The following is a 19,205-nucleotide window of genomic DNA, read 5'->3' on the forward strand; positions in this document are numbered from 1 at the left end:
GAGTCAGACAAAAAATACATTTTAGAAGAGGAGAATAAGAAAATGAAAGTGTATGAAGGAAAGTTAGTATCAAAGGATATCAAGGTTGGAATAGTGGTGGCCAGATTTAATGAGTTCATTACATCAAAGCTCTTAGGCGGTGCAATTGACGGCTTGAAAAGAGAAAACGTAAATGACGAGGATATAGAGGTTGCATGGGTTCCCGGAGCTTTTGAGATACCACTTATAGCCTCTAAAATGGCAGATACGGGTAAATATGATGCTATCATTTGTCTTGGAGCTGTAATAAGGGGGGCTACTTCACATTATGACTATGTTTGCTCTGAGGTTTCCAAGGGGGTTGCTCAGGTAGGACTTCAGGCTAAAATACCTGTAATGTTCGGAGTTCTTACTACAGATACGATTGAGCAGGCTGTTGAGCGTGCCGGAACCAAGGCAGGAAACAAAGGTTTTGAATGTGCTCAGGGTGCGATTGAGATGGTAAATCTAATAAGAGAAATAGGCTGATTTCAAATTTTAACAAGATGCATAAAGAGGGTCTCTTAAAATGTTATATAATGATGGTAGGGTCAAAGGTCATAATATGATTAAACTGTGCATAAACCGCTTAGCACCTTCCTGACCTGTAAAGCATGAGGAAATAGCAATTTGTATCATCATTTAGGGGAATAAACGTATGAAAATATTACATTTAGGGGACCTGCATCTTGGAAAGTCTTTGGGGGATTTTGATCTGATAAAGGATCAAAAATACATTCTTGACGAAATTCTTGACCTTGCGCAAAAAGAAAAAGTCAATGGGGTTCTGATAGCGGGGGATGTTTATGACAAATCGATTCCCAGTGAGGCCGCAACAGGACTTCTTGATTATTTTTTAAATGAACTATCCGCAAGGGGGATTAAAACATTTATGATAAGCGGAAACCATGATTCGGATGACAGATTGAATTATGGAAGTACGCTTTTTGAAAGTAACGGAATCTATATTTCCGCAATCTATGATGGGACTCTTCACAAATATGTTCTGAAGGACGGTGAAGAAGAGGCGGATATCTATTTACTTCCCTTTGTTAAGGCATCACAGGTAAGACATTATTTTCCTGATGCAAAGATTGAAAACTATGAGGATGCTGTAAAGGTAATTCTTGAAAATGCAAAAATCGACGAGAGCAGATGCAACATTCTTGTAGCTCACCAATTTGTAGCCGGCAAAGGTGAAGATCCCTTCCTTGGAGGATCTGAAAGTGCAGGAACGCAGAGCGTAGGTCTTGTGGAAAAGATAGGTTATGATCTTTTCGATATGTTCGATTATGTGGCGCTGGGGCACATCCATTCACCCCAGAGAGTCGGAAGAGACGAGGTCAGATATTCCGGCTCACCACTGAAGTATTCCCTTAGTGAAGTGAATAATGAAAAATCGGTACCGATAATTACGATTGGAAAAAAGGGGGATATAAGTATTGAGCTTATCCCTTTAAAACCCATGCGCGATTTAAGACATATCAGAGGAAAAATGGAGGATCTGCTAAGAAGTGACCATGTTGAAGAACCGGAGGATTTTATCTATGTAACTCTGACTGATGAAGACATGATAAATGATGTTATGGGGATTTTTCAGCAGACATATCCAAACACTGTAAAGATCGATTATGACAACAGCCATACGAAGCAGGTTGAGCAGGTTGATATTTCTCAGATTGCGCAGAACAGATCTTTTGCGGATCTTATAGGCGATTTTTACAGACTTATGTATAACTGCGAGATAAACGATGAGGAAATGGATGTAATGAGAATGGTAGCAAGAGAGGCAGGTGTCTTAGATGAAGCCGATTAAACTGATAATAAGCGCCTTCGGACCATATGCGGAAACGATGCCGGAGATAAATTTTGAAAGATTTGAGGATAAGGGGCTTTTTCTGATATCCGGAGACACCGGTGCAGGAAAAACCACTATTTTTGATGCCATCTGTTTTGCGCTGTACGGTACAACCAGTGGGACCTACAGAGATACCAAAAAGCTTAGAAGTGAGTATGCAAAGCCTGAAACGGAAAGCTTTGTTGATTTTTATTTCTCGCATCAGGGCAGAAACTATCATGTGGAAAGACGCCCTGAATACGAGCGGAAAAAACAAAGAGGAGAAGGCTTTATTACCGAAAAGGCAAAGGCTGTTTTGTATCCTGAAGGTGAAGCTCCGATAGAGGGACTCACGCAGGTAAACGCCGCAATAGTTGAACTCTTGCACATAGATGAAAAGCAGTTTAAGCAGATTGCCATGATTGCTCAGGGAGAATTCTGGAATCTGCTTAATGCCACTACGGATGAGAGAACAGGAATACTTCGCACAATTTTTATGACAAGCGGCTACAAAAATATTGAAAATAAGCTTTTTGACCGAATGAATTCCAATAAGAAGAAAAAGGAAAGTACGGAACAAAGTATAATTCAGTATTTTTGTGATGTTATGGCAGATGAAGAGGACGAGCTGTCAGGGAAGCTTACTGAATTGCAGGACATGGCAAAAAGTGCCAAAAGTGCCTGGAATATAGAAGAGATTTTGGAAATCCTTGACGCACTTACAGAGTCCGACAAAAAAAGTCAGAAGGAGATAAGAGAAAAACTGAAGGTGGCAGAAGCTGAGCTCGATAAAAACAAGGAAGCTCTCGCCGTGGCAGAAACAAACAATAAATTCATAGAGAGACTTGAAGTCCTGACTAAGGAGAAGGAAAGCTTAGAGGAACGAAAAAAGGAAACAGATGAAGCGGAAAAACTCCTTAAGAGACAAAAGGCTGCAACCCGTGAAGTATATCCCTCATATGTATCATGGAATAAAAAAAGCGAGGAAATACTTTTATCTGTAAATAAGATCGCCATTAAAAAGGATGAAGAAAAAGGATATATTGAGGATGCAAAACAGGCAGAGGAGTATCTTTTTGAGGCAAAAAAAAGAGAACCTGAGCTTGAAGAGCTAAAGAAAACAATTAACAGGATAAGTGAAGAAGAGCCCAAATATTTGCTAAGGGATGAACTTACAAAAAAAGGAAGGGAGCTGGATGCAGCAAGAAAAAATATAAGTGAGCAGGAGAATGAACTAAAGAAAGCGGAAACTGAACTAAAGAAAAAGTCTGAGAGTTTAAAACAGACGATAGCAGATCTTAAAGACAAGCCGGGTGAATTGGTAAAGGCTAAAGCGGAAGGAAAGGAATTAGCAGGGCTTAGTGAAGATATCAGAGATATTCTTGATAATCGGACAGAGGAAAGAAAAAAGAGAATACAGAAACTTTTTGATAAACAGGAAGCATATAAAGCATCTTTTTCTGAGTACGAAAAAGCAAGTATAGATCGCCTACATGCAGAGGGAATACTTGAAAGCTGCAGAGCCGGCATCCTGGCAGAGCACCTTAAGGAAGGGGATAAATGTCCTGTGTGCGGTTCCGTGCATCATCCTGAGCTTGCAAAGCTTCCGGACAGTGTTATTTCCGAAGAGGAATTTGAGACTCTGAAGAAAAAAGAGTCTGAGCTCTCAGAAAAGAAAGCAGCTGATAACACAGAAGCAGAAAAAGCAAAAACAGCGCTTAAAGAATATGAGGATCAGATGAGGGTGAATATCCTTGACTGCCTTGAGAAAATTGCTTCCGGATGTGGTGATAGTGAAAATGTGCTAATTAGCTTCGCTGCTGATAAAGAAAAAAACGATGCAGGCAAAAACGAAATTGATAAACTTATCGATAATCTCATAAGAGCAGAAAATGCGGTTTTGAGCAGAATTTCCGAAAACACCGCACTTCAAAACAAACTTGATGACATGTGCCATACGCTTGATGAAGCAGAAAAAGCTTATGAAAAGGCTATTGGAAAAGACAGTGAAGAGCTAAAGGAAAAAATGGATGCTCTTGTAAAGAAGCTTAAGGAAACGGATGAAGAGATTGCTGCCGGAAAAGCTACTCTGGACACCTTTGAAGAACTAAGCTACGAGAATCTTGAAACTGCAACAAAGAAAAGGGAAGAGGCAGAAAAGCTTTCAAAAGAAATAGCGGACAATATAGAAAAGAAAACCGGGGAAAAGGCAGCAGCCGATAAGAAACTGACAGCCCGGGCGGCGGAGATAAAAGCCCTTGAGGAGAACCTTGGGCACCTTAAGGATGATGAAAAGAAACTACAGGCAGAGCTTGATCAAAACCTGCAAAACCAGAAATTTTCATCAAACGAAGAAATGCTCTCTTTTGTGGTATCGGAAGGCAATCTGACAGAGGCTGAACGGAAAATAAACGAATACAGGCAGGCTGTATTAACAAATGAAAAACAGCTCAAACAGGCTGCTTTAGATGCTAAGGGGAAAGAGCTGATTGACATAGATGCTCTTAAGGATAAATGCCTGGTACAAAGTGAAAATGTGGCTGCCATAAGAAAGGCGGATAATGCTGTTGCAAACAGACTATCCAACAATACGGATAAGCAGAAGAATATTATGGCAAAACAAAAAGACCTGGAAACCTCCGGGAAGGAGTATGGCATTTGTAAAAGGCTTTATGAGCTTGTTCGTGGAACAACAGGGAATGGAAAAATCACACTTGAGCAGTATATTCAGGCAGCAGGTTTTGACGGGATAATAGCTGCTGCCAACAGGCGCCTTCTTCCAATGAGTGATGGCCAGTATGAATTGTACAGACAGGAGGATTCACTTGGTAAAAAGAGTAATAACTTCCTGGATCTTGAAGTTCTTGATAACTACACAGGTCACAGAAGACCTGTAGGTAATCTCTCGGGAGGAGAGAGCTTTAAGGCATCTCTTAGCCTTGCTCTCGGCCTTTCCGATACAGTTTCTTCAAATCTTGGAGGCGTGCAGATGGATGCTCTTTTTGTAGACGAGGGCTTTGGAACACTTGACAGAAGGTCTATAGAAAGTGCCATGGACATTCTGATAAATCTGTCCGGAGCAAACAAACTGGTGGGGGTAATAAGCCACAGAGAGGAGCTTATCGAAAACATACCTCAGCAGATACGTGTAAAGAAAACAAAGGACGGCAGCAGAATCGAAATCGATATGGGAATTTAAATCCGGTAAATTTTTATGGCATCTTGAATCTTTGGTTCAGGATGCCATTTTTCCTTTGGACATGAGGAAACTTATGTGGTTTACTTGTTCTCCAAAAAGGATTAAAATCAATACTTCACGGAACCTTAAAAGCGTCAAGTACGAATCTTGAAACTCTTTTTGCAAAATTGGTTCCCATGATGTGAGGTTTAAGGAATATATTAGTATGGCACGCATTATGATTTTCTAAGTGCAATGATGAAAATACATTCAGAAATCTCAAATTTTATATACATTAACCGGAGGAACAAATGATTTCAATAAAAGCAAATAAAGCTCTTTCTTTTGCGCTGGCAATGGCCATGTCGGTATCTATTATGCCGACGGTATTTAGTCCTATAACAGTTAATGCGGCCGGCACAAAAGAAATAACAGGACTTGGAACGGGAGCTATCAGTGACCCGTCGAATGGCAAAGGTAACTGGGATTACGTTTACTATGGTAAATACAACGGAAATGCCGTAAAATACAGAGTCCTCGATAAGGACAGTGAGGATTTCGGAAGTGATACACTGCTTCTTGATTGCGACAATATACTTTACACACTTTCGCCCGATGAGAACATATCCAGTGCGGTAAATCTGGACAGCATGACCGGACTTATGAAGAACTTAAACGGTGATGGCTTTTTAAATAAGAAGGACGTATTTACAGATGCGGAAAAGGATGCCATAGCAATTAGTACAAAGACAAGCGCATCATCTACAGACGGTCAGGGAATAAACGGTAAGTTCTCAAAGCTTACAGGGAAAAAGATTTTTGCACTTGATCCAAAGGAGGCAACAAATGCTTCTTATGGCTATGTAAACAGCACTGCTTTATCCGATTACAGGATAAAGACTTCTCTGGACAGTACTTACAGGAAGGGCTCCTGGTGGCTCAGACTTCAGGATGACAGCTTATTGCCAAAGGCGCCTGACAAATGCTACTACGTAGATAAAATCGGAAAAATCGGAAATGAAAGGATTACATATTCAGAAGGCGTAAGTCCTGCCTTTAATATCAGTCTTTCATCCATACTTTTCACATCAAAAGTGTCCGGTTCGACTAATGAGTATAAGCTTACGGTTGTTGATGACGATATGCTCCGTCCCGGGAACATTGAAGGTACACCCTCAGGGGATAAGGTAGACATTACCTTTGAGTATCCTTCAACCAAGCTTGATGATACTATCAGCTTTTCCGTTCTTCTTCTTAAAAACGAGTACGAAGCCGGAAAAACCGTTACAGCGCAATCCGAATTTAAATATATTCCGCTTACTGTGACAAGTAAGGCAGAAGGAACGCCTACACCGCAGTATACAAGAGTAAATGCAAGCTTCACTCTTCCTGCAGGATGTAAAAATTATTACCCGTACCTTATAAGCGAAAAGCTTGGAGGGGCAAATGAAACAGACTACGCAAGTGTTCCCAGGCATTTTGATCTTGATAAGACAAAGCACGAACATACCTGGAAGATAACCGAGTCCAAGGGAGATAAGGTGACAACTGCTGCTGATAAGGTTGCGATTATTGCCTGCACGGAATGCTCTGTAAAATATACGGTTTCGCTTGATGCCAAGTCAAAGGTTTACGACGGAAAAGTTGCAGAGGTTGAAGTAGAGAAATCGGAAGGCTTTCCGGATAACATTGTAGTAAGTGAAGTTGTTTATAAACAGCATAACGATTCAAAGGCACTGTCAGATGAAGAAGCAAGTAATTGCGGAGAATATGATGCGGTAGTTGGTATCACGGCAGGCAGTGAAGTTGCTGAGATAAAAGATGACTTCAAGATTGAGCAGAGACTTATATCTGCTGATATGATAACTCTCAGCGAAAACAAATATGTATACGACGGAACGGAGAAGAAACCGAAGGTTACTGTTGAGCTGGGTGACAGAGTACTTACCGAGAATGTGGATTACGAAGTTACTTATAAGGACAACATTGAGCCCGGTGTGGCAAAAGTCATTGTAACAGCAAAGAGTTCCAATTTTACCGGAAAAGCCATAAAGGACTTCATAATAAAGAAGCATGAGGATTCGGAAATCAATCCCAAGGAAGATGCCTCGGATTTAGTTGATAAAGCAAAGGATAAAGTAAAAAAGGACAACAAGGATAATAACAGCTCATCATCTTCATCATCAAAAGGCAGCGTTATTGTTGAGGTACCGGATACGGTAAATGCAGCTCAAAGGCATAAGGTTGGTGACAAGATAATAGATGCGGGTAATACCTACATTATTACATCCGTGAGTGATGACGATCTGACCGTAACCTTTGCGGAACCAAAGTCCAGATATGTGAAGAATGCAACGATTCCTTTATCAATATTTGATGACGGCCTCGAATACAGAGTAACCGAAATTGCTGCAAATGCTTTCGGCGGAAGTGCAGAGCTAAAGAAAGTAACGATTGGAGAAAACGTAAGTAAGGTTGGTAAGAATGCTTTTTATAAGTGCAGAAACTTAAAGAGCATAAGAATAAAAACTACCGGACTTACAAAGAAATCTGTCGGTAAAAATGCTTTCAAAAATATCCATCCCGAAGCAAAGGTCAAGGTTCCGAAGAGTAAAGTGGGTTCATATAAAAAGCTCTTAAAATCAAAGGGGCTTAAGGGAAAAATGCAGAAGGTTACAAAATAATCTAAATTCATATCATTAGTAAGGGGCAAAATTTACTTTTGTCCTTACATAATAAAAAGGCGTTAAAAAATGAGGTGTAAGGGGATTTCCCTTACACCTCATTCTTATATTTTCTGATAGTATCCCGAATCCTGTTTTCGGGTTTTGCCAGAACCTGCATCGATCCATGATTGTTGAGAGTATCGATGATAGCAGCAATGTACCTGTTCATATTTATACTGAAATAATAATCTCTTTCCAAAAGAGCAGGCTTCTGATATACAAGATTGGTTGTAAAAATTCTTGTAAACAGACCTTCTTCATAGGCTTTGTCGAATTTATCAAAGCCGTTCAAAAACAGACCAAAGGTTGAGAAAATAAATATTCTTCTTGCTCCGCGGCTCTTTAACTGTTTACATACATCTATCATGCTTCCGCCGGAAGCGATCATATCATCTGTCACAATGGTATCAATACCATCAAGGTTACCACCACAGAATTCATGGGCTATGATAGGATTTGATCCGTTTACTACGTGGGAGTAATCCCTTCTTTTGTAGAACATCCCCATATTAACGCCAAACAGGGTGGCAAGGAAAATGGCTCTTTCTGTTGCACCTTCGTCAGGAGCTATGAACATAAGGTTTTCGGAGTCAATTTTTAAATCCTCGTATTCCGCAAGAAGAGCCTGAGTGAATTGCAGGGCGGGTGAGATGTTTTCAATTCCTCTAAGAGGAAGAACATTTTGCATTCTGGGATCATGTGCGTCAAAGGTTACGAGGTTGTCAACACCAAGGAATTCCAGTTCTTTTAGCATAATTGCGCAGTCAAGGGATTCTCTTGCTGTTTTTCTATGCTGCCTTCCTTCATATAAAAAAGGCATGATGACCGTAATCCTTTTTGCTTTTCCGTTGCATGCGGCAATCACTCTTTTCAAATCCTGGTAATGGTCATCGGGAGACATACGATTGGGCTCGCCGTCCATCTTGTAGGTGATGGAATTGTTACAGACATCTACAAATATATAAAGGTCTTTTTCCCGAACGCTTTCTTCAAGCACACATTTTGCTTCACCGCTGCCAAATCTCGGGCAGGAGATATCTATAAGATAATTATCATGACCTCGCCATTTACATAAAATCTCGTTTACACGCTTAGTCTGGTTAGCAAAGGATTCAAGTGTTATCAGTGCAAGATTGTCTTCCATATATGCAAATTCCTTTCATAAAAGACTATGTAAATAATCAAATATCAATTTCAAAAATTCAACAGGACACAAAGATTCACTTTAATTATACTGTTTTAACCTAATGTGGAGATGAAGCCTTTCTAAAAAAACGATAAATTGTTTTTTATAGAAAGGCGCTGTTTATAACCCCCCGGGGGGCTTAAAAATGTATTTGAATTAATATAAACTCTTATTTGCTATAGATTATTAACTTATAGGAGAGATTATTATGAAAAAGAAAGTTTTGGCAACTATTCTTACGGCAGCTCTTGTTATAACTGCTGTGGGATGCGGCGGCAGTACTGCTGATAATGGAACAGGTAATGATACTGCTCAGACTGAGACTGCGGATAACTCTAAGAATGATGAAAGCACAGAAAACGGTACTGAAGGCTCTGAGGGTGATGCTAATGCAGATGCTGCAGAAGACAGTGAAAAATCAGAGGGAACAAAGATTTTAAAGACTGCTGCATCCTTTGCGTACCCTAGTCTTGATGTTCATAAGGAATATTACGGCTGGTATACATCAATATACGGTGTTTCCGAAGCACTTTTTAAAATGAATGAAAGTATGGAGGCTGCACCCTGTCTTGCTAAGGATGCTTCTGTAGAGGGCAGCGTCTGGACAATAACTCTTAATGATGGAGTGGCATTTTCAAACAACAATCCACTTACAGCTGAAATGGTTATAAAGAATCTTCAAAGAGTAGCAGAAGTTAATGAGCGCTTCTCTTATTTGGCAGATTTTGACATGGCAGCAGTTGATGACAAAACACTGACAATAGATACAAAGGAAGTATACCCTACACTTAAAAACGATCTTGCAAGTCCTGAGCTTGGAATGATCGATCTTGATTCCACAACAGATTTTGATAATGATCCTGTTTGCACAGGACCCTTTGTAATAACAAAATTCCAGCCCGAGGGTGATGTGGAAGTTGCAAAGAACGACAATTATTGGGGCGGAGATGTTAAGCTTGACGGAGCAATCTTCTATTACATGCAGGAGGATGATCCTAAGCTTCTTGCTATGCAGAGCGGTGAAATTGACTGCTACAACAGTGTATCCTCAGCAGCTCTTTCGGTTTATGAACAGGAACCTGAAAATTACAATGTTGTTTCTATTCCGGGGGCAAGACTTCAGTTCTATATTTTAAATGAGAACACCCTTGATGATGCTGTAAGAGAAGCAATCAATCTTACGGTTGATAAGGATAAAATAGCAGAATACCTGTCAGGTACCGTTTCACCGGCAGTCGGACCTTTCAGCACAAATGCGGTGTATGGAAAAGTTACTGTACCTGCAGTTGATACTGATAAGGCAAAGGAATTACTTGAGGCTGACGGCTATACACTTGGAAGTGATGGTATTTATGAAAAAGACGGTCAGAAGCTTTCGATAAATATCAAGTACTATGCGGCAAGATCTCTCGATACTCTTGCACTTCTTATACAGGAACAGTTAAAGGCGGTTGGAATTGATTCTGTTCTCGGAGTTGAAGAAGATCCCGACTCAACATATATTGCAAACAGTGATTTTGATCTTGCGCTTTACTGCATGATTGCAGATAAGTCCGGAGATCCCTTGTATTTCATCGAGTCTACACTGAAGGATGGCGCTTACTATGATTGCGGCGGCTTTGATGATGAACACTGCGAAGAACTCATCGGAGAGCTTAAATATGAGACAGATACAGCTAAGAGAGCAGAACTTGCAAACGAGATCGTACAGATTGCAATAGATGATAATGCTTTCGGATATGTGGGACTGTTTAATAATACTACTGTACTTCGTCCCGGTGTCTCAGGTTTTGCAGAGAATATTCCATTCGATTTCTACGGAATTGATGCGGAGACAGAAATTCAATGATAAAAAAGGCGATTAAAAAAATTGTCGGTTTAGCGTTAATACTTGTTATACTAAGCTTTTTCGTATTTGCACTTCTATACCTCTCACCGGGAGATCCTGCTGAAAAGAGACTTACTTCACAGGGAGTTGCGGTGACCAAGGAAGTGCTCGATGCGGAAAGACAAAGACTAGGTCTTTTAAAGCCATTCCTCGTAAGATACGGGGAGTGGCTTGTATGCGTTATCAGAGGTGATTTCGGTGTGTCATTTAAGGATGACATGCCTGTGGCACCAAAGCTTTTTACGGGACTCAAAAACACAACTATACTGGCGTCGGCAAGTCTTTTGCTATCGCTTGCTGTTTCTTTCCTTTTTTCGATAGTATCGGCTCTTAGGAAAAACAAAATATCAGATAATGTCATAAAGCTTTTGTCATTTATCGGAAACTCACTTCCAAACTTCCTGATATCTGTTCTTCTTATGTACTTTTTATGTATTAAGATTAAAGTCTTTCCGGTTATTGCGGCAGGGGACTTAAAGGGGCTTTTCATGCCTGTTCTTTCTCTTTCAATACCCATGACAGGGAGATTTATAAGGCAGATGAGAGCCGAGTTTTTGGAACAGTTAAAGGAAGATTATGTGATCGGAATGAAGGGAAGGGGAGTAAAAAAGAGATATATTGTCTTTAATGTACTTAGAAATTCCCTCGGACATATTTTTACGATCATTGCCCTCCAGATAGGAACTCTCATGGGCGGAAGCGTTGTTATAGAGACTATTTTCAGATGGCCCGGAATCGGAAAGCTTGTCATGGACTCGATAACAGCGAGAGATTATCCTGTGATAATGGGATTTGTAGTTATTATGGGAACAATATATGTGCTGATAAATCAGCTATCGGATATCATAGGAAGAATGCTTGATCCCAGGACTAATATATGAAAAATAGTAAAAATAAAAACAAAATTAAGAATAGAAACAGACTTATAATTGTCGGTACTCTTGCTCTGCTTATCATCCTTTCGGCGGTGTTTGCAGCAATACTTGCTCCGAATGACCCGTATCAGACCTCTGCGTCTTCCATAAGAATGGCTCCTTGTGCTGCATATCCTTTTGGTACGGATAATCTTGGAAGATGCGTGTTTTCAAGGGTTTTATACGGTGGAAGAACAACCATAGCAGCAACCTTTATTCTGGTATTTATTTCCTTTGTGATAGGAACGGTACTGGGAATGCTTTGTGGATATTACGGCGGTATTCTTGACATGGCTTTGATGAGACTTGCCGATATTATGCTGGCTTTTCCACAGATGGTAATAGCAATAGCTGTAGCGGGAATATTAAATGCAGGTATGACCGGCGCAATGATAGCTCTTGGCATAACTATGTGGGTCAGCTTTGCCAGACTTTCAAGAAGCCATACCTTTTCCATAAAAAATGAGGCCTATATTGAGGCAGCAAGGTTTGCAGGAAAGACAGATTTATATATAATAATGGTTCATGTATTTCCGGGACTTCTGGGACCGGTACTTACAAATACACTTACACAGATAGGAACCACTATGATAGGCCTGTCGGGATTATCATTCCTTGGACTCGGTGTTATTCCTCCGAAAGCTGAATGGGGATCAATGATAAGTGAGGCGAGGGCTTATATACAGATTGCTCCATGGGCTGTGATATTTCCGTCACTTGCAACAGTTATAACGATAATAGTTTTTAACTATCTTGGTGATGTGGTAATGGATTATAGGGAGGCGTAAGGGATGGAGAACAGACTTCTTGAAATTGATAACCTTAGCGCCTTATATGAGGACCGCATTATTTTACAGGATATAAATCTTGACGTAAGAAAAGGTGAGGTGCTTTGCGTAGTGGGAGAGAGTGGCTCGGGAAAATCCACTTTGATTCGTGCCATCTGTAAAGATGATAGAGTTAAACTCGCAAAAGGAAGTATAAGCTTTAACGGAGAATGCATCTCGAATGGTTCTCTTTCAGGGAAAAAGAAAGGGAATAACCTTCTTGGAAAGAAAATCGGACTTATACAGCAAAATCCGGAGGGTGCCTTTAATCCGCTTCGTACATTTGATGTGCAGTTTAAGGAAACATTAAAGAGTCACGGGATGAAATTTGACAAGGATAAGCTTGAACATATTTTTACAACACTGGGGCTTAAGGATACAGAGAAAATATTAAAGAGCCACCCCTATGAGATGAGCGGCGGCATGAACCAGAGAATAGCAATTGCCGCATCTCTTATTTTAGATCCGGAGCTTCTTCTTTGTGATGAGATTACCAGTGCGCTGGATGTATCAACGGCGATAGCTGTTACCGAAGAGCTTCTTCGTCTTAAAAAAGAACTGGATGTGACAATTGTTTTTGTAACACATAATCTTGGTATTGCGGCAAATATCGGTGACAGGATAGCCATTATGAATAATGGGCAAATTGTTGAAGATGGTAAGGCGGGAGAAGTACTTAGAAATCCCCGCCATGAGTATACAAAGGGACTCTTACGGAATGTCCCGAAACTGAAAGTGGTTTAATCTATGGTTTTACTTGAAGGAAAAAACTTAAGCAAGAGCTTTAGGGATAGAGCGGGAGTGACGGATGCCCTTAAGGATGTCAGCTTTGTACTCGGAGAGGGAGAGGTACTCGGAGTTGTCGGTGAAAGTGGCTCGGGGAAAAGTACTCTTTTTAGAATAATATCAGGTATGATAAGGCCCGATAGTGGCAGTCTTTTTTACAAAGGGAGTGAATACACAGGCAAGGGGCCTGCAGATACCGGTGAGTTTTTGCAGGTGATTTTCCAGAATGCCAAGAGTTCATTTGATCCAAGGATGACAATGGAAAAGGCAATTCTTGAAAACGGAAGAGGTAAGAAGGACAGGGAGGAGATTTTGGGACTCCTCAAAATGGTCGGACTTGAAGAAAGATTTTTATCCGCAAAAGCTTCCGAGCTTTCGGGCGGTCAGTGCCAGAGAATGTCAATTGCAAGGGCTTTTTACTCCGAAGCAAGAATACTCTTGTGCGACGAGATTTCCAGTGCACTCGATGTTTCAACTCAGGCGAGAGTAATAGAACTTTTGCAAAAGCTTAAAATAGATGACGGGTTATCTGCAATATTTATTTCACATGATATTGCCCTTGTCAGCATGATCTGTGACAGGATAATGGTGATGAAAGATGGCAGATGTGTGGAGCAGGGAGATACTGTCCGGGTTATACAAAATCCACGGGATGAATATACGAAACTTTTGATCGACAGTGCCAAAAAGCAGAGTTTGGCGTGAGCAGATAAAAACATGCGACTACAGACGAGGTGAAAAGTAATGTTTAATAATATAAAATCCCTGAACATAACTAACCATGATTATTGGATAGACAGAGCTGAGGGATATTCTGAGGTTAATCAGGAAGAGCTTTGCGGTGTTCAGAGAAAAAACTGGTCAGTGCTTCTTGATGAAGAAATCAGGAATCATTTTGGCATAACGCCCAAGGAAAGAGGGAATGTTAAGATACTTGATATCGGTGCAGGACCGGGTTTTATCTCTATTATTCTATCTGAGCTTGGGTATAATGTTACTGCAGCTGACTTTGCAAAAACCATGCTGAAGGAAGCCAGGAAAAACGCGGGCGAGCTTGCGGACAAAATATGCTTTAGAACTGAAAACGCGATGGAGCTGAGCTTTGAGGATGACAGCTTTGATGTTGTTTTTTCAAGGAATCTTACATGGAATCTTCCTGATCCTCAAAAGGCTTACAGCGAATGGATGAGAGTATTAAAAAGTGGCGGGCTTATGCTGATTTTTGATGCCAACTGGTATGCATATCTTCGTGATGAGGATAAAAAAGCGGAGTATGAAAGAGACAGGATCAGTGTAAAGGAAAAAGGCTTTGGTGATTACAATATAGGGAAAAACTTTGACGTAATGGAAGCCATTGCTGACAGGATGCCACTTACAGGAGTCGACAGACCAAGATGGGATGTTGATTATTTCAGAAAAAACAGGGTGAAGTCGGTTACGGGCTTTAATGATATCGGGGACAGGGTCTATTCCGAAAAGGAGAAGGTAAACTATGCTTCCACTCCTATGTTTATGGTAAAGGTTGTTTTATAAATGAGTGAGATAAAATATATTCCTTTTGAGGAAGAATCAGATGATATAAAAGACAGAGTCACTGGCTACTGGACAGAGAGAGCGGAGAGCTTTTTTGAACAGAGACAGCATGAGCTTAAAAGTCCAAAAGCCGGTAAATGGCTTGGTGAGATAAAGTTAAAGATGGATGAGGTATTCGGTGCCGGAAACAAAGAAATTAAGATTTTGGATGTAGGCTGCGGAGCAGGTTATTTTTCGGTTCTTCTTGGCAAGGAAGGCTATGAAGTTACAGGAATTGATCTTACTTTAAAGATGATAGATGAAGCAAACAGGCTTATTGAAATGAATGGTCCGTTTTCTCGGAAGGTTAGTGCTCTCAAGATGGATGCGGAAAATCCGGAGTTTCCTGATGAGAGCTTTGATATGGTGATCACAAGAAATCTTACCTGGACACTCCCTCATCCTGTTGAAGCATACAGGGAGTGGAAAAGGGTTCTGAAAAAAGGTGGTCTTCTTCTTAATTTTGATGCTGAGTATGCAAAAGGAGCGCACAATTTAAAAACAATGGAAAATCTGGCGCACAGAAATATCAGCGATAAATTAAAGGATGAGTGCCATGAGATTTATCATATGCTTACAATAAGCGCCCTGGACAGACCCGAGTGGGATAGGGAAATCTTAGAACGTCTGGGATATGCGGACGTGATGACGGATATTGATTTTGCCGACAGGATTTTTTCAGAGAAGGATGAATTCTACATACCGGACAGAATGTTTATGATAAGTGCACGAAAGATCTGAAAAAGGAGTGCTGCTTAAACTGACAGGTCTTGAAGCTATCCATTCTGAAATGTTTGTTTTGGGCACATTTCTGAACGGATTGTTTTGAGGCTGGCTATAGTTGCCAGCCTGCGTTTTTATGCAAATATACTTCGATAGTTATTTCGCAAATGATGTACTAAAGGAAACCTCACGATAGATTTTTTCGATTTTATCGATATGCGAATCAAAGCTGTAACCTTCATCGGCGAGCTTAAGGCTCTGCCTGCTTGCTTCTTCCCAGGATGCTTTGTCGGAGAAATAGGAAATTATTCCCGAAGCCATTCCGGTAACATCCTTGGGTTTATATAGTTTTCCGTTTATATCTTTGGATACAACACGTGGAATTCCTCCGACCTCACAGGATACGATAGGAAGTGCATAGCCCATAGCTTCAAGAATGGACATGGGCATTGCTTCCATGTGAGAGGGGAGAAGGAAGATAGAACTTTCTTTTAAAAGCTTTATCTTTTCATCGCCTCTTATCCAACCCGGGAGTATGACTGTATCTTCCAAATGCAGTCTTTTTATTTCATTTTCAGTAGGCTGTGTTTCACCCGTTCCGCCAAGTACAAATCTGGCTTCTGGAAATTCTTTCTTTACTATATCTGCTATTGCAGGGATATCAACGACCCCTTTAAGATCATCAAAGCGTCCAAGATATAATATTTGTTTTTTCTCAAAACGTTCCTGCATCACTTTATCAGAGATCATCTCGGGAACAATCACGCTGTAATTTGGAATAACTTCTATTTTGTCTGCAGGCACTATTGCTGATATTTTCTTTTTCCAATCCTCAGATAAAACAATAAGTCTGGTGCATTCTCCATAGCTCTTTTCTACCATCCTTTTTTTCCAGGCTGGTGCATTTGTGTAGAGCTCATCGAGGGCAGAACCGTGAATATGGTTAACAATAGGGATTCCTGCCTTGTGGGCCATATGAATTATGGGATATTTTCTGAAAAAACTGGGACCGAAGGAAGAGTGAACATGGACTACATCCGGTCTGTTGGTTTTTAGGACTTTTCGGAATTCCCGATAGGCTTTAAGAGCCTTTATGAGTTTTGAAAATTTTCCCCCGTCACGGTAGGATTCAACGTAAGTTATATCAAAATCCTTTTCAAGGCGACTATTATAGTAACCGCTTGTGACTGCGGCAATTCCGCCTTTTACATTGGGATCCTGGACTATCATGCATATTTTTAGCTTTGAATTCGACATTTCACTTCTCTTTTTTTCTGTAATTTTGGATTCCCGAATGAATTTTTCATAATTGCATTCAGTAATTTTGCTATCAAACGGATACCGTTTTTCTGAAGGAAAACAGGAATCTATACCACCATAATACCATCCATATCCTTTTTAGTTAAGTTATCGGTTGGCATAGGTATTCTAAGCAGCGCTCATATATAACTATAGCGCATAATTGTGGTAGAATATACTTAGATTTTTATCACCAAAAAACGGACATCCGACAGCATTTGGTCAGATAAAAAACTTGCATTTAGATGAGGAGATTTAATCATGGAATTAAAAAAGATAGACAGTGATTTTTCGGTATGTAAGGTGGAAAATCTTGAACAGACAGATCTTAGCAGGGATTTCATGTTTGTAAGTAAGACGGATGAAGAGATATCTGTTGTCTGCAGGACCTGTGATGTTCCCGGAAACACAACCGAGAGAAGCGATGGTTTTCGTGCTTTCAGAATAGAGGGGAAGCTTGACTTTACACTTATTGGAATTTTGGCAAAAATCTCTTCGGCACTTGCAAAGAATAACATAGGTGTTTTTGCGATATCTACCTATAATACTGATTATATACTTGTAAAGAACAGTGATTTTGACAAGGCGTTGGAGGTTCTTGAGGAGAAAGGGTACAGGATAACAGACTGATACCAAAAAATAAATCGAAAGGATTATCAGAAAATGAATGCAGAAATAAAAAAGAAACTTGAACATGTACAGGCTGTGCTTAGGGAGGCGGAGATGTATTCGCATGCCAGCCGCATTTTGACATATGATCAGGAGACAATCTGCCCTGAAAAAGGAATGGAGGAGCAGGGTGAGATTACTGCCTTTTTGCAGAATCAGGTCTTTAAGCTTCAAAAGGATCCGGTTTTTATAGATGATGCTGAGTATCTTTACACACACAAAGATGAGCTTGAAGAATTTGACAGAGTTCTTGCAGAGCAGCTCCACAGGGCTTACGCAAAGACTAAAAATATAACGGCAGCGAAACAGCTTGAATTTTCAAGGATAATGAACAAGGCTTTTGTTGACTGGTCTGCTGCAAGAAAGAATTCGGATTTTTCCATGTTTTCAGAATCTCTTAAAAAAGTAAGAGATGCCAACATAGAGATGATAAAACTCCGCGATCCTGCTGATGTAGAGGATTTGGGCAAGGATGCAAAGAGCCTTGATCCTTCGGACAAGAATTATGTTATCGGGCAGCTCATAGGCGATTATGAAAGAGGAATTACCATCGAAGAGCTTGATGAATGCTTTGAGCATTGTAAAGAGAGACTGGTACCTCTTCTTAAGAAAATAATGGGCAGCAAAAAGAAGATACGTACCGACTTCATGCATAAGGAGGTTACGGAAGAGCAGCAGAGAAGGATGACGGAATATCTTATAGACGTCATTGGCTACGATCTTACAAGAGGTGCATATTCAACCTCCGAGCATCCATTCACAGACTGGATGGGCAGAAATGATATCCGTATCACGACACATTATTATCCGACCGATTTTGCCGCAAGTATGTATTCAATCATACATGAGGGCGGACACGCTCTGTTTGAAATGCTTCAGCCTGAGGAAAATTATGACCATTTCATAGAGGGCGGAAAAACTCTTGGTATGCACGAGTCGGTATCAAGAATGTATGAGAACAGAATAGGCAGATCAAGAAGCTTTATAAAACTTATATATCCCAAGACCTGTGAAATATTCCCTGAGGCTATGGAGGGAGTATCCGAGGAAGAGTTTTACGAGGCTATAAATGTGGTGCAGCCTTCGCTTATCCGTACGGAGTCTGATGAATTCACCTATACTTTTCATATCATAATCAGATACGAGATTGAAAAGGAAATCATAAACGGAGATATAGATATAAACGATATTCCACGCAGATGGAAGGAAAAATATGAGGAGTATCTTGGGGTATCTCCGGAAAATGACAGAGAGGGTGTTCTTCAGGATGTTCACTGGTCATCAGGCTTTGGCTATTTCCCGACATATTCAATGGGAAATATGTACAATGCCATGTATTACAACCGCATGAAGAACGAGATAGATATAGATAAGTCAGTGTTAAACGGAGACTTTGATACCATAAATAACTGGATGAAGGAGAATGTATTTAAGAAAGCAGACAGGCTTTCACCTTCTGATTGGATAAGAGACATAACCGGAAGAGATTTTACTGCCGATGATTTCCTCGATTATCTGGAGGAAAAGTATTCCGCTTTATATGAAATCTGACAGCAGACAACAAATATATTAAAGAGTGGAT

The 19,205-nt window shown here is 40.4% G+C and carries 15 protein-coding genes; 13 read left to right on the top strand and 2 right to left on the bottom strand.

Annotated elements, in window-relative coordinates; genetic code table 11:
• Positions 1–42 precede the first annotated feature (42 nt).
• The 4 genes from ribH (at position 43) to BV60_RS0104765 (ending at position 7,717) form a co-directional block, all read left to right on the top strand.
• A complete protein-coding gene (ribH, locus tag BV60_RS0104750; protein ID WP_029319885.1) occupies positions 43–507 on the top strand; it encodes a 6,7-dimethyl-8-ribityllumazine synthase in 465 nt (154 codons plus the stop codon).
• Between the two features lie 169 nt (positions 508–676).
• Positions 677–1,834, top strand: a complete 1,158-nt coding sequence (locus BV60_RS0104755; RefSeq protein WP_029319887.1) for an exonuclease SbcCD subunit D — start codon at positions 677–679, stop codon at positions 1,832–1,834.
• Complete coding sequence (locus BV60_RS0104760; protein ID WP_029319889.1) at positions 1,821–5,054, top strand: SbcC/MukB-like Walker B domain-containing protein; 3,234 nt, start codon at positions 1,821–1,823, stop codon at positions 5,052–5,054. The genes BV60_RS0104755 and BV60_RS0104760 overlap by 14 nt, the downstream gene beginning before the upstream one ends.
• 290 nt (positions 5,055–5,344) lie before the next feature.
• A complete protein-coding gene (locus BV60_RS0104765) occupies positions 5,345–7,717 on the top strand; it encodes a leucine-rich repeat protein (RefSeq protein WP_029319891.1) in 2,373 nt (790 codons plus the stop codon).
• A gap of 91 nt (positions 7,718–7,808) precedes the next feature.
• Here the strand turns inward: BV60_RS0104765 and BV60_RS0104770 are convergent, their stop codons facing one another.
• The gene (locus BV60_RS0104770) at positions 7,809–8,903 is read right to left on the bottom strand and encodes a ribose-phosphate pyrophosphokinase (protein WP_035777080.1); all 1,095 of its coding nucleotides are present in this window, start codon (positions 8,901–8,903) and stop codon (positions 7,809–7,811) included.
• Between the two features lie 250 nt (positions 8,904–9,153).
• On the opposite strand from BV60_RS0104770, the gene BV60_RS0104775 reads away from it, so the two are divergent.
• Genes BV60_RS0104775 through BV60_RS23710 form a run of 7 tightly spaced genes read left to right on the top strand, consistent with a single transcriptional unit; the run spans position 9,154 to position 15,673 of the window.
• On the top strand, positions 9,154–10,794 hold the full coding sequence (locus tag BV60_RS0104775) for an ABC transporter substrate-binding protein (protein WP_029319894.1): 1,641 nt from the start codon (positions 9,154–9,156) through the stop codon (positions 10,792–10,794).
• Positions 10,791–11,714, top strand: coding sequence for an ABC transporter permease (locus BV60_RS0104780; RefSeq protein ID WP_029319895.1), 924 nt, complete (start codon positions 10,791–10,793; stop codon positions 11,712–11,714). The genes BV60_RS0104775 and BV60_RS0104780 overlap by 4 nt, the downstream gene beginning before the upstream one ends.
• A complete protein-coding gene (locus BV60_RS0104785) occupies positions 11,711–12,535 on the top strand; it encodes an ABC transporter permease (protein ID WP_029319896.1) in 825 nt (274 codons plus the stop codon). Before BV60_RS0104780 ends, BV60_RS0104785 begins: the two co-directional genes overlap by 4 nt.
• A gap of 3 nt (positions 12,536–12,538) precedes the next feature.
• Entirely contained in the window at positions 12,539–13,318 is a 780-nt protein-coding gene (locus BV60_RS0104790) for an ATP-binding cassette domain-containing protein (RefSeq protein WP_029319897.1), read from the top strand.
• 3 nt (positions 13,319–13,321) lie between these two features.
• Positions 13,322–14,065, top strand: coding sequence for an ABC transporter ATP-binding protein (locus BV60_RS0104795; RefSeq protein ID WP_029319899.1), 744 nt, complete (start codon positions 13,322–13,324; stop codon positions 14,063–14,065).
• A 39-nt stretch (positions 14,066–14,104) separates the two neighbouring features.
• Positions 14,105–14,893: a class I SAM-dependent methyltransferase gene (locus tag BV60_RS23705; RefSeq protein WP_051656521.1), complete on the top strand. Its 789-nt coding sequence runs from the start codon at positions 14,105–14,107 to the stop codon at positions 14,891–14,893.
• Positions 14,894–15,673 carry a class I SAM-dependent methyltransferase gene (locus BV60_RS23710; RefSeq protein ID WP_029319902.1) on the top strand — a complete coding sequence of 260 codons (780 nt, stop codon included), beginning with the start codon at positions 14,894–14,896 and terminating at the stop codon, positions 15,671–15,673.
• A gap of 138 nt (positions 15,674–15,811) precedes the next feature.
• Here BV60_RS23710 and BV60_RS0104810 read toward each other — a convergent pair whose 3' ends face one another.
• Positions 15,812–16,912, bottom strand: coding sequence for a glycosyltransferase family 4 protein (locus tag BV60_RS0104810; protein WP_029319904.1), 1,101 nt, complete (start codon positions 16,910–16,912; stop codon positions 15,812–15,814).
• Between the two features lie 303 nt (positions 16,913–17,215).
• On the opposite strand from BV60_RS0104810, the gene BV60_RS0104815 reads away from it, so the two are divergent.
• On the top strand, positions 17,216–17,584 hold the full coding sequence (locus BV60_RS0104815) for an ACT domain-containing protein (RefSeq protein ID WP_029319906.1): 369 nt from the start codon (positions 17,216–17,218) through the stop codon (positions 17,582–17,584).
• A gap of 33 nt (positions 17,585–17,617) precedes the next feature.
• Complete coding sequence (locus BV60_RS0104820) at positions 17,618–19,174, top strand: carboxypeptidase M32 (protein ID WP_051656522.1); 1,557 nt, start codon at positions 17,618–17,620, stop codon at positions 19,172–19,174.
• The last annotated feature ends 31 nt before the right edge of the window (positions 19,175–19,205 follow it).

The sequence above is a fragment of the Butyrivibrio sp. AE3004 genome (assembly GCF_000703165.1).
Taxonomy (GTDB): Bacteria; Bacillota; Clostridia; order Lachnospirales; family Lachnospiraceae; genus Butyrivibrio.

What these genes read in the sequence shown, in the direction of transcription:
- ribH (WP_029319885.1), top strand. Translation starts at nt 43, where the DNA reads ATGAAAGTGTATGAAGGAAAGTTAGTATCAAAGGATATCAAGGTTGGA.
- BV60_RS0104755 (WP_029319887.1), top strand. Translation starts at nt 677, where the DNA reads ATGAAAATATTACATTTAGGGGACCTGCATCTTGGAAAGTCTTTGGGG.
- BV60_RS0104760 (WP_029319889.1), top strand. Translation starts at nt 1,821, where the DNA reads ATGAAGCCGATTAAACTGATAATAAGCGCCTTCGGACCATATGCGGAA.
- BV60_RS0104765 (WP_029319891.1), top strand. Translation starts at nt 5,345, where the DNA reads ATGATTTCAATAAAAGCAAATAAAGCTCTTTCTTTTGCGCTGGCAATG.
- BV60_RS0104770 (WP_035777080.1), bottom strand. Translation starts at nt 8,903, where the DNA reads ATGGAAGACAATCTTGCACTGATAACACTTGAATCCTTTGCTAACCAG.
- BV60_RS0104775 (WP_029319894.1), top strand. Translation starts at nt 9,154, where the DNA reads ATGAAAAAGAAAGTTTTGGCAACTATTCTTACGGCAGCTCTTGTTATA.
- BV60_RS0104780 (WP_029319895.1), top strand. Translation starts at nt 10,791, where the DNA reads ATGATAAAAAAGGCGATTAAAAAAATTGTCGGTTTAGCGTTAATACTT.
- BV60_RS0104785 (WP_029319896.1), top strand. Translation starts at nt 11,711, where the DNA reads ATGAAAAATAGTAAAAATAAAAACAAAATTAAGAATAGAAACAGACTT.
- BV60_RS0104790 (WP_029319897.1), top strand. Translation starts at nt 12,539, where the DNA reads ATGGAGAACAGACTTCTTGAAATTGATAACCTTAGCGCCTTATATGAG.
- BV60_RS0104795 (WP_029319899.1), top strand. Translation starts at nt 13,322, where the DNA reads ATGGTTTTACTTGAAGGAAAAAACTTAAGCAAGAGCTTTAGGGATAGA.
- BV60_RS23705 (WP_051656521.1), top strand. Translation starts at nt 14,105, where the DNA reads ATGTTTAATAATATAAAATCCCTGAACATAACTAACCATGATTATTGG.
- BV60_RS23710 (WP_029319902.1), top strand. Translation starts at nt 14,894, where the DNA reads ATGAGTGAGATAAAATATATTCCTTTTGAGGAAGAATCAGATGATATA.
- BV60_RS0104810 (WP_029319904.1), bottom strand. Translation starts at nt 16,912, where the DNA reads ATGTCGAATTCAAAGCTAAAAATATGCATGATAGTCCAGGATCCCAAT.
- BV60_RS0104815 (WP_029319906.1), top strand. Translation starts at nt 17,216, where the DNA reads ATGGAATTAAAAAAGATAGACAGTGATTTTTCGGTATGTAAGGTGGAA.
- BV60_RS0104820 (WP_051656522.1), top strand. Translation starts at nt 17,618, where the DNA reads ATGAATGCAGAAATAAAAAAGAAACTTGAACATGTACAGGCTGTGCTT.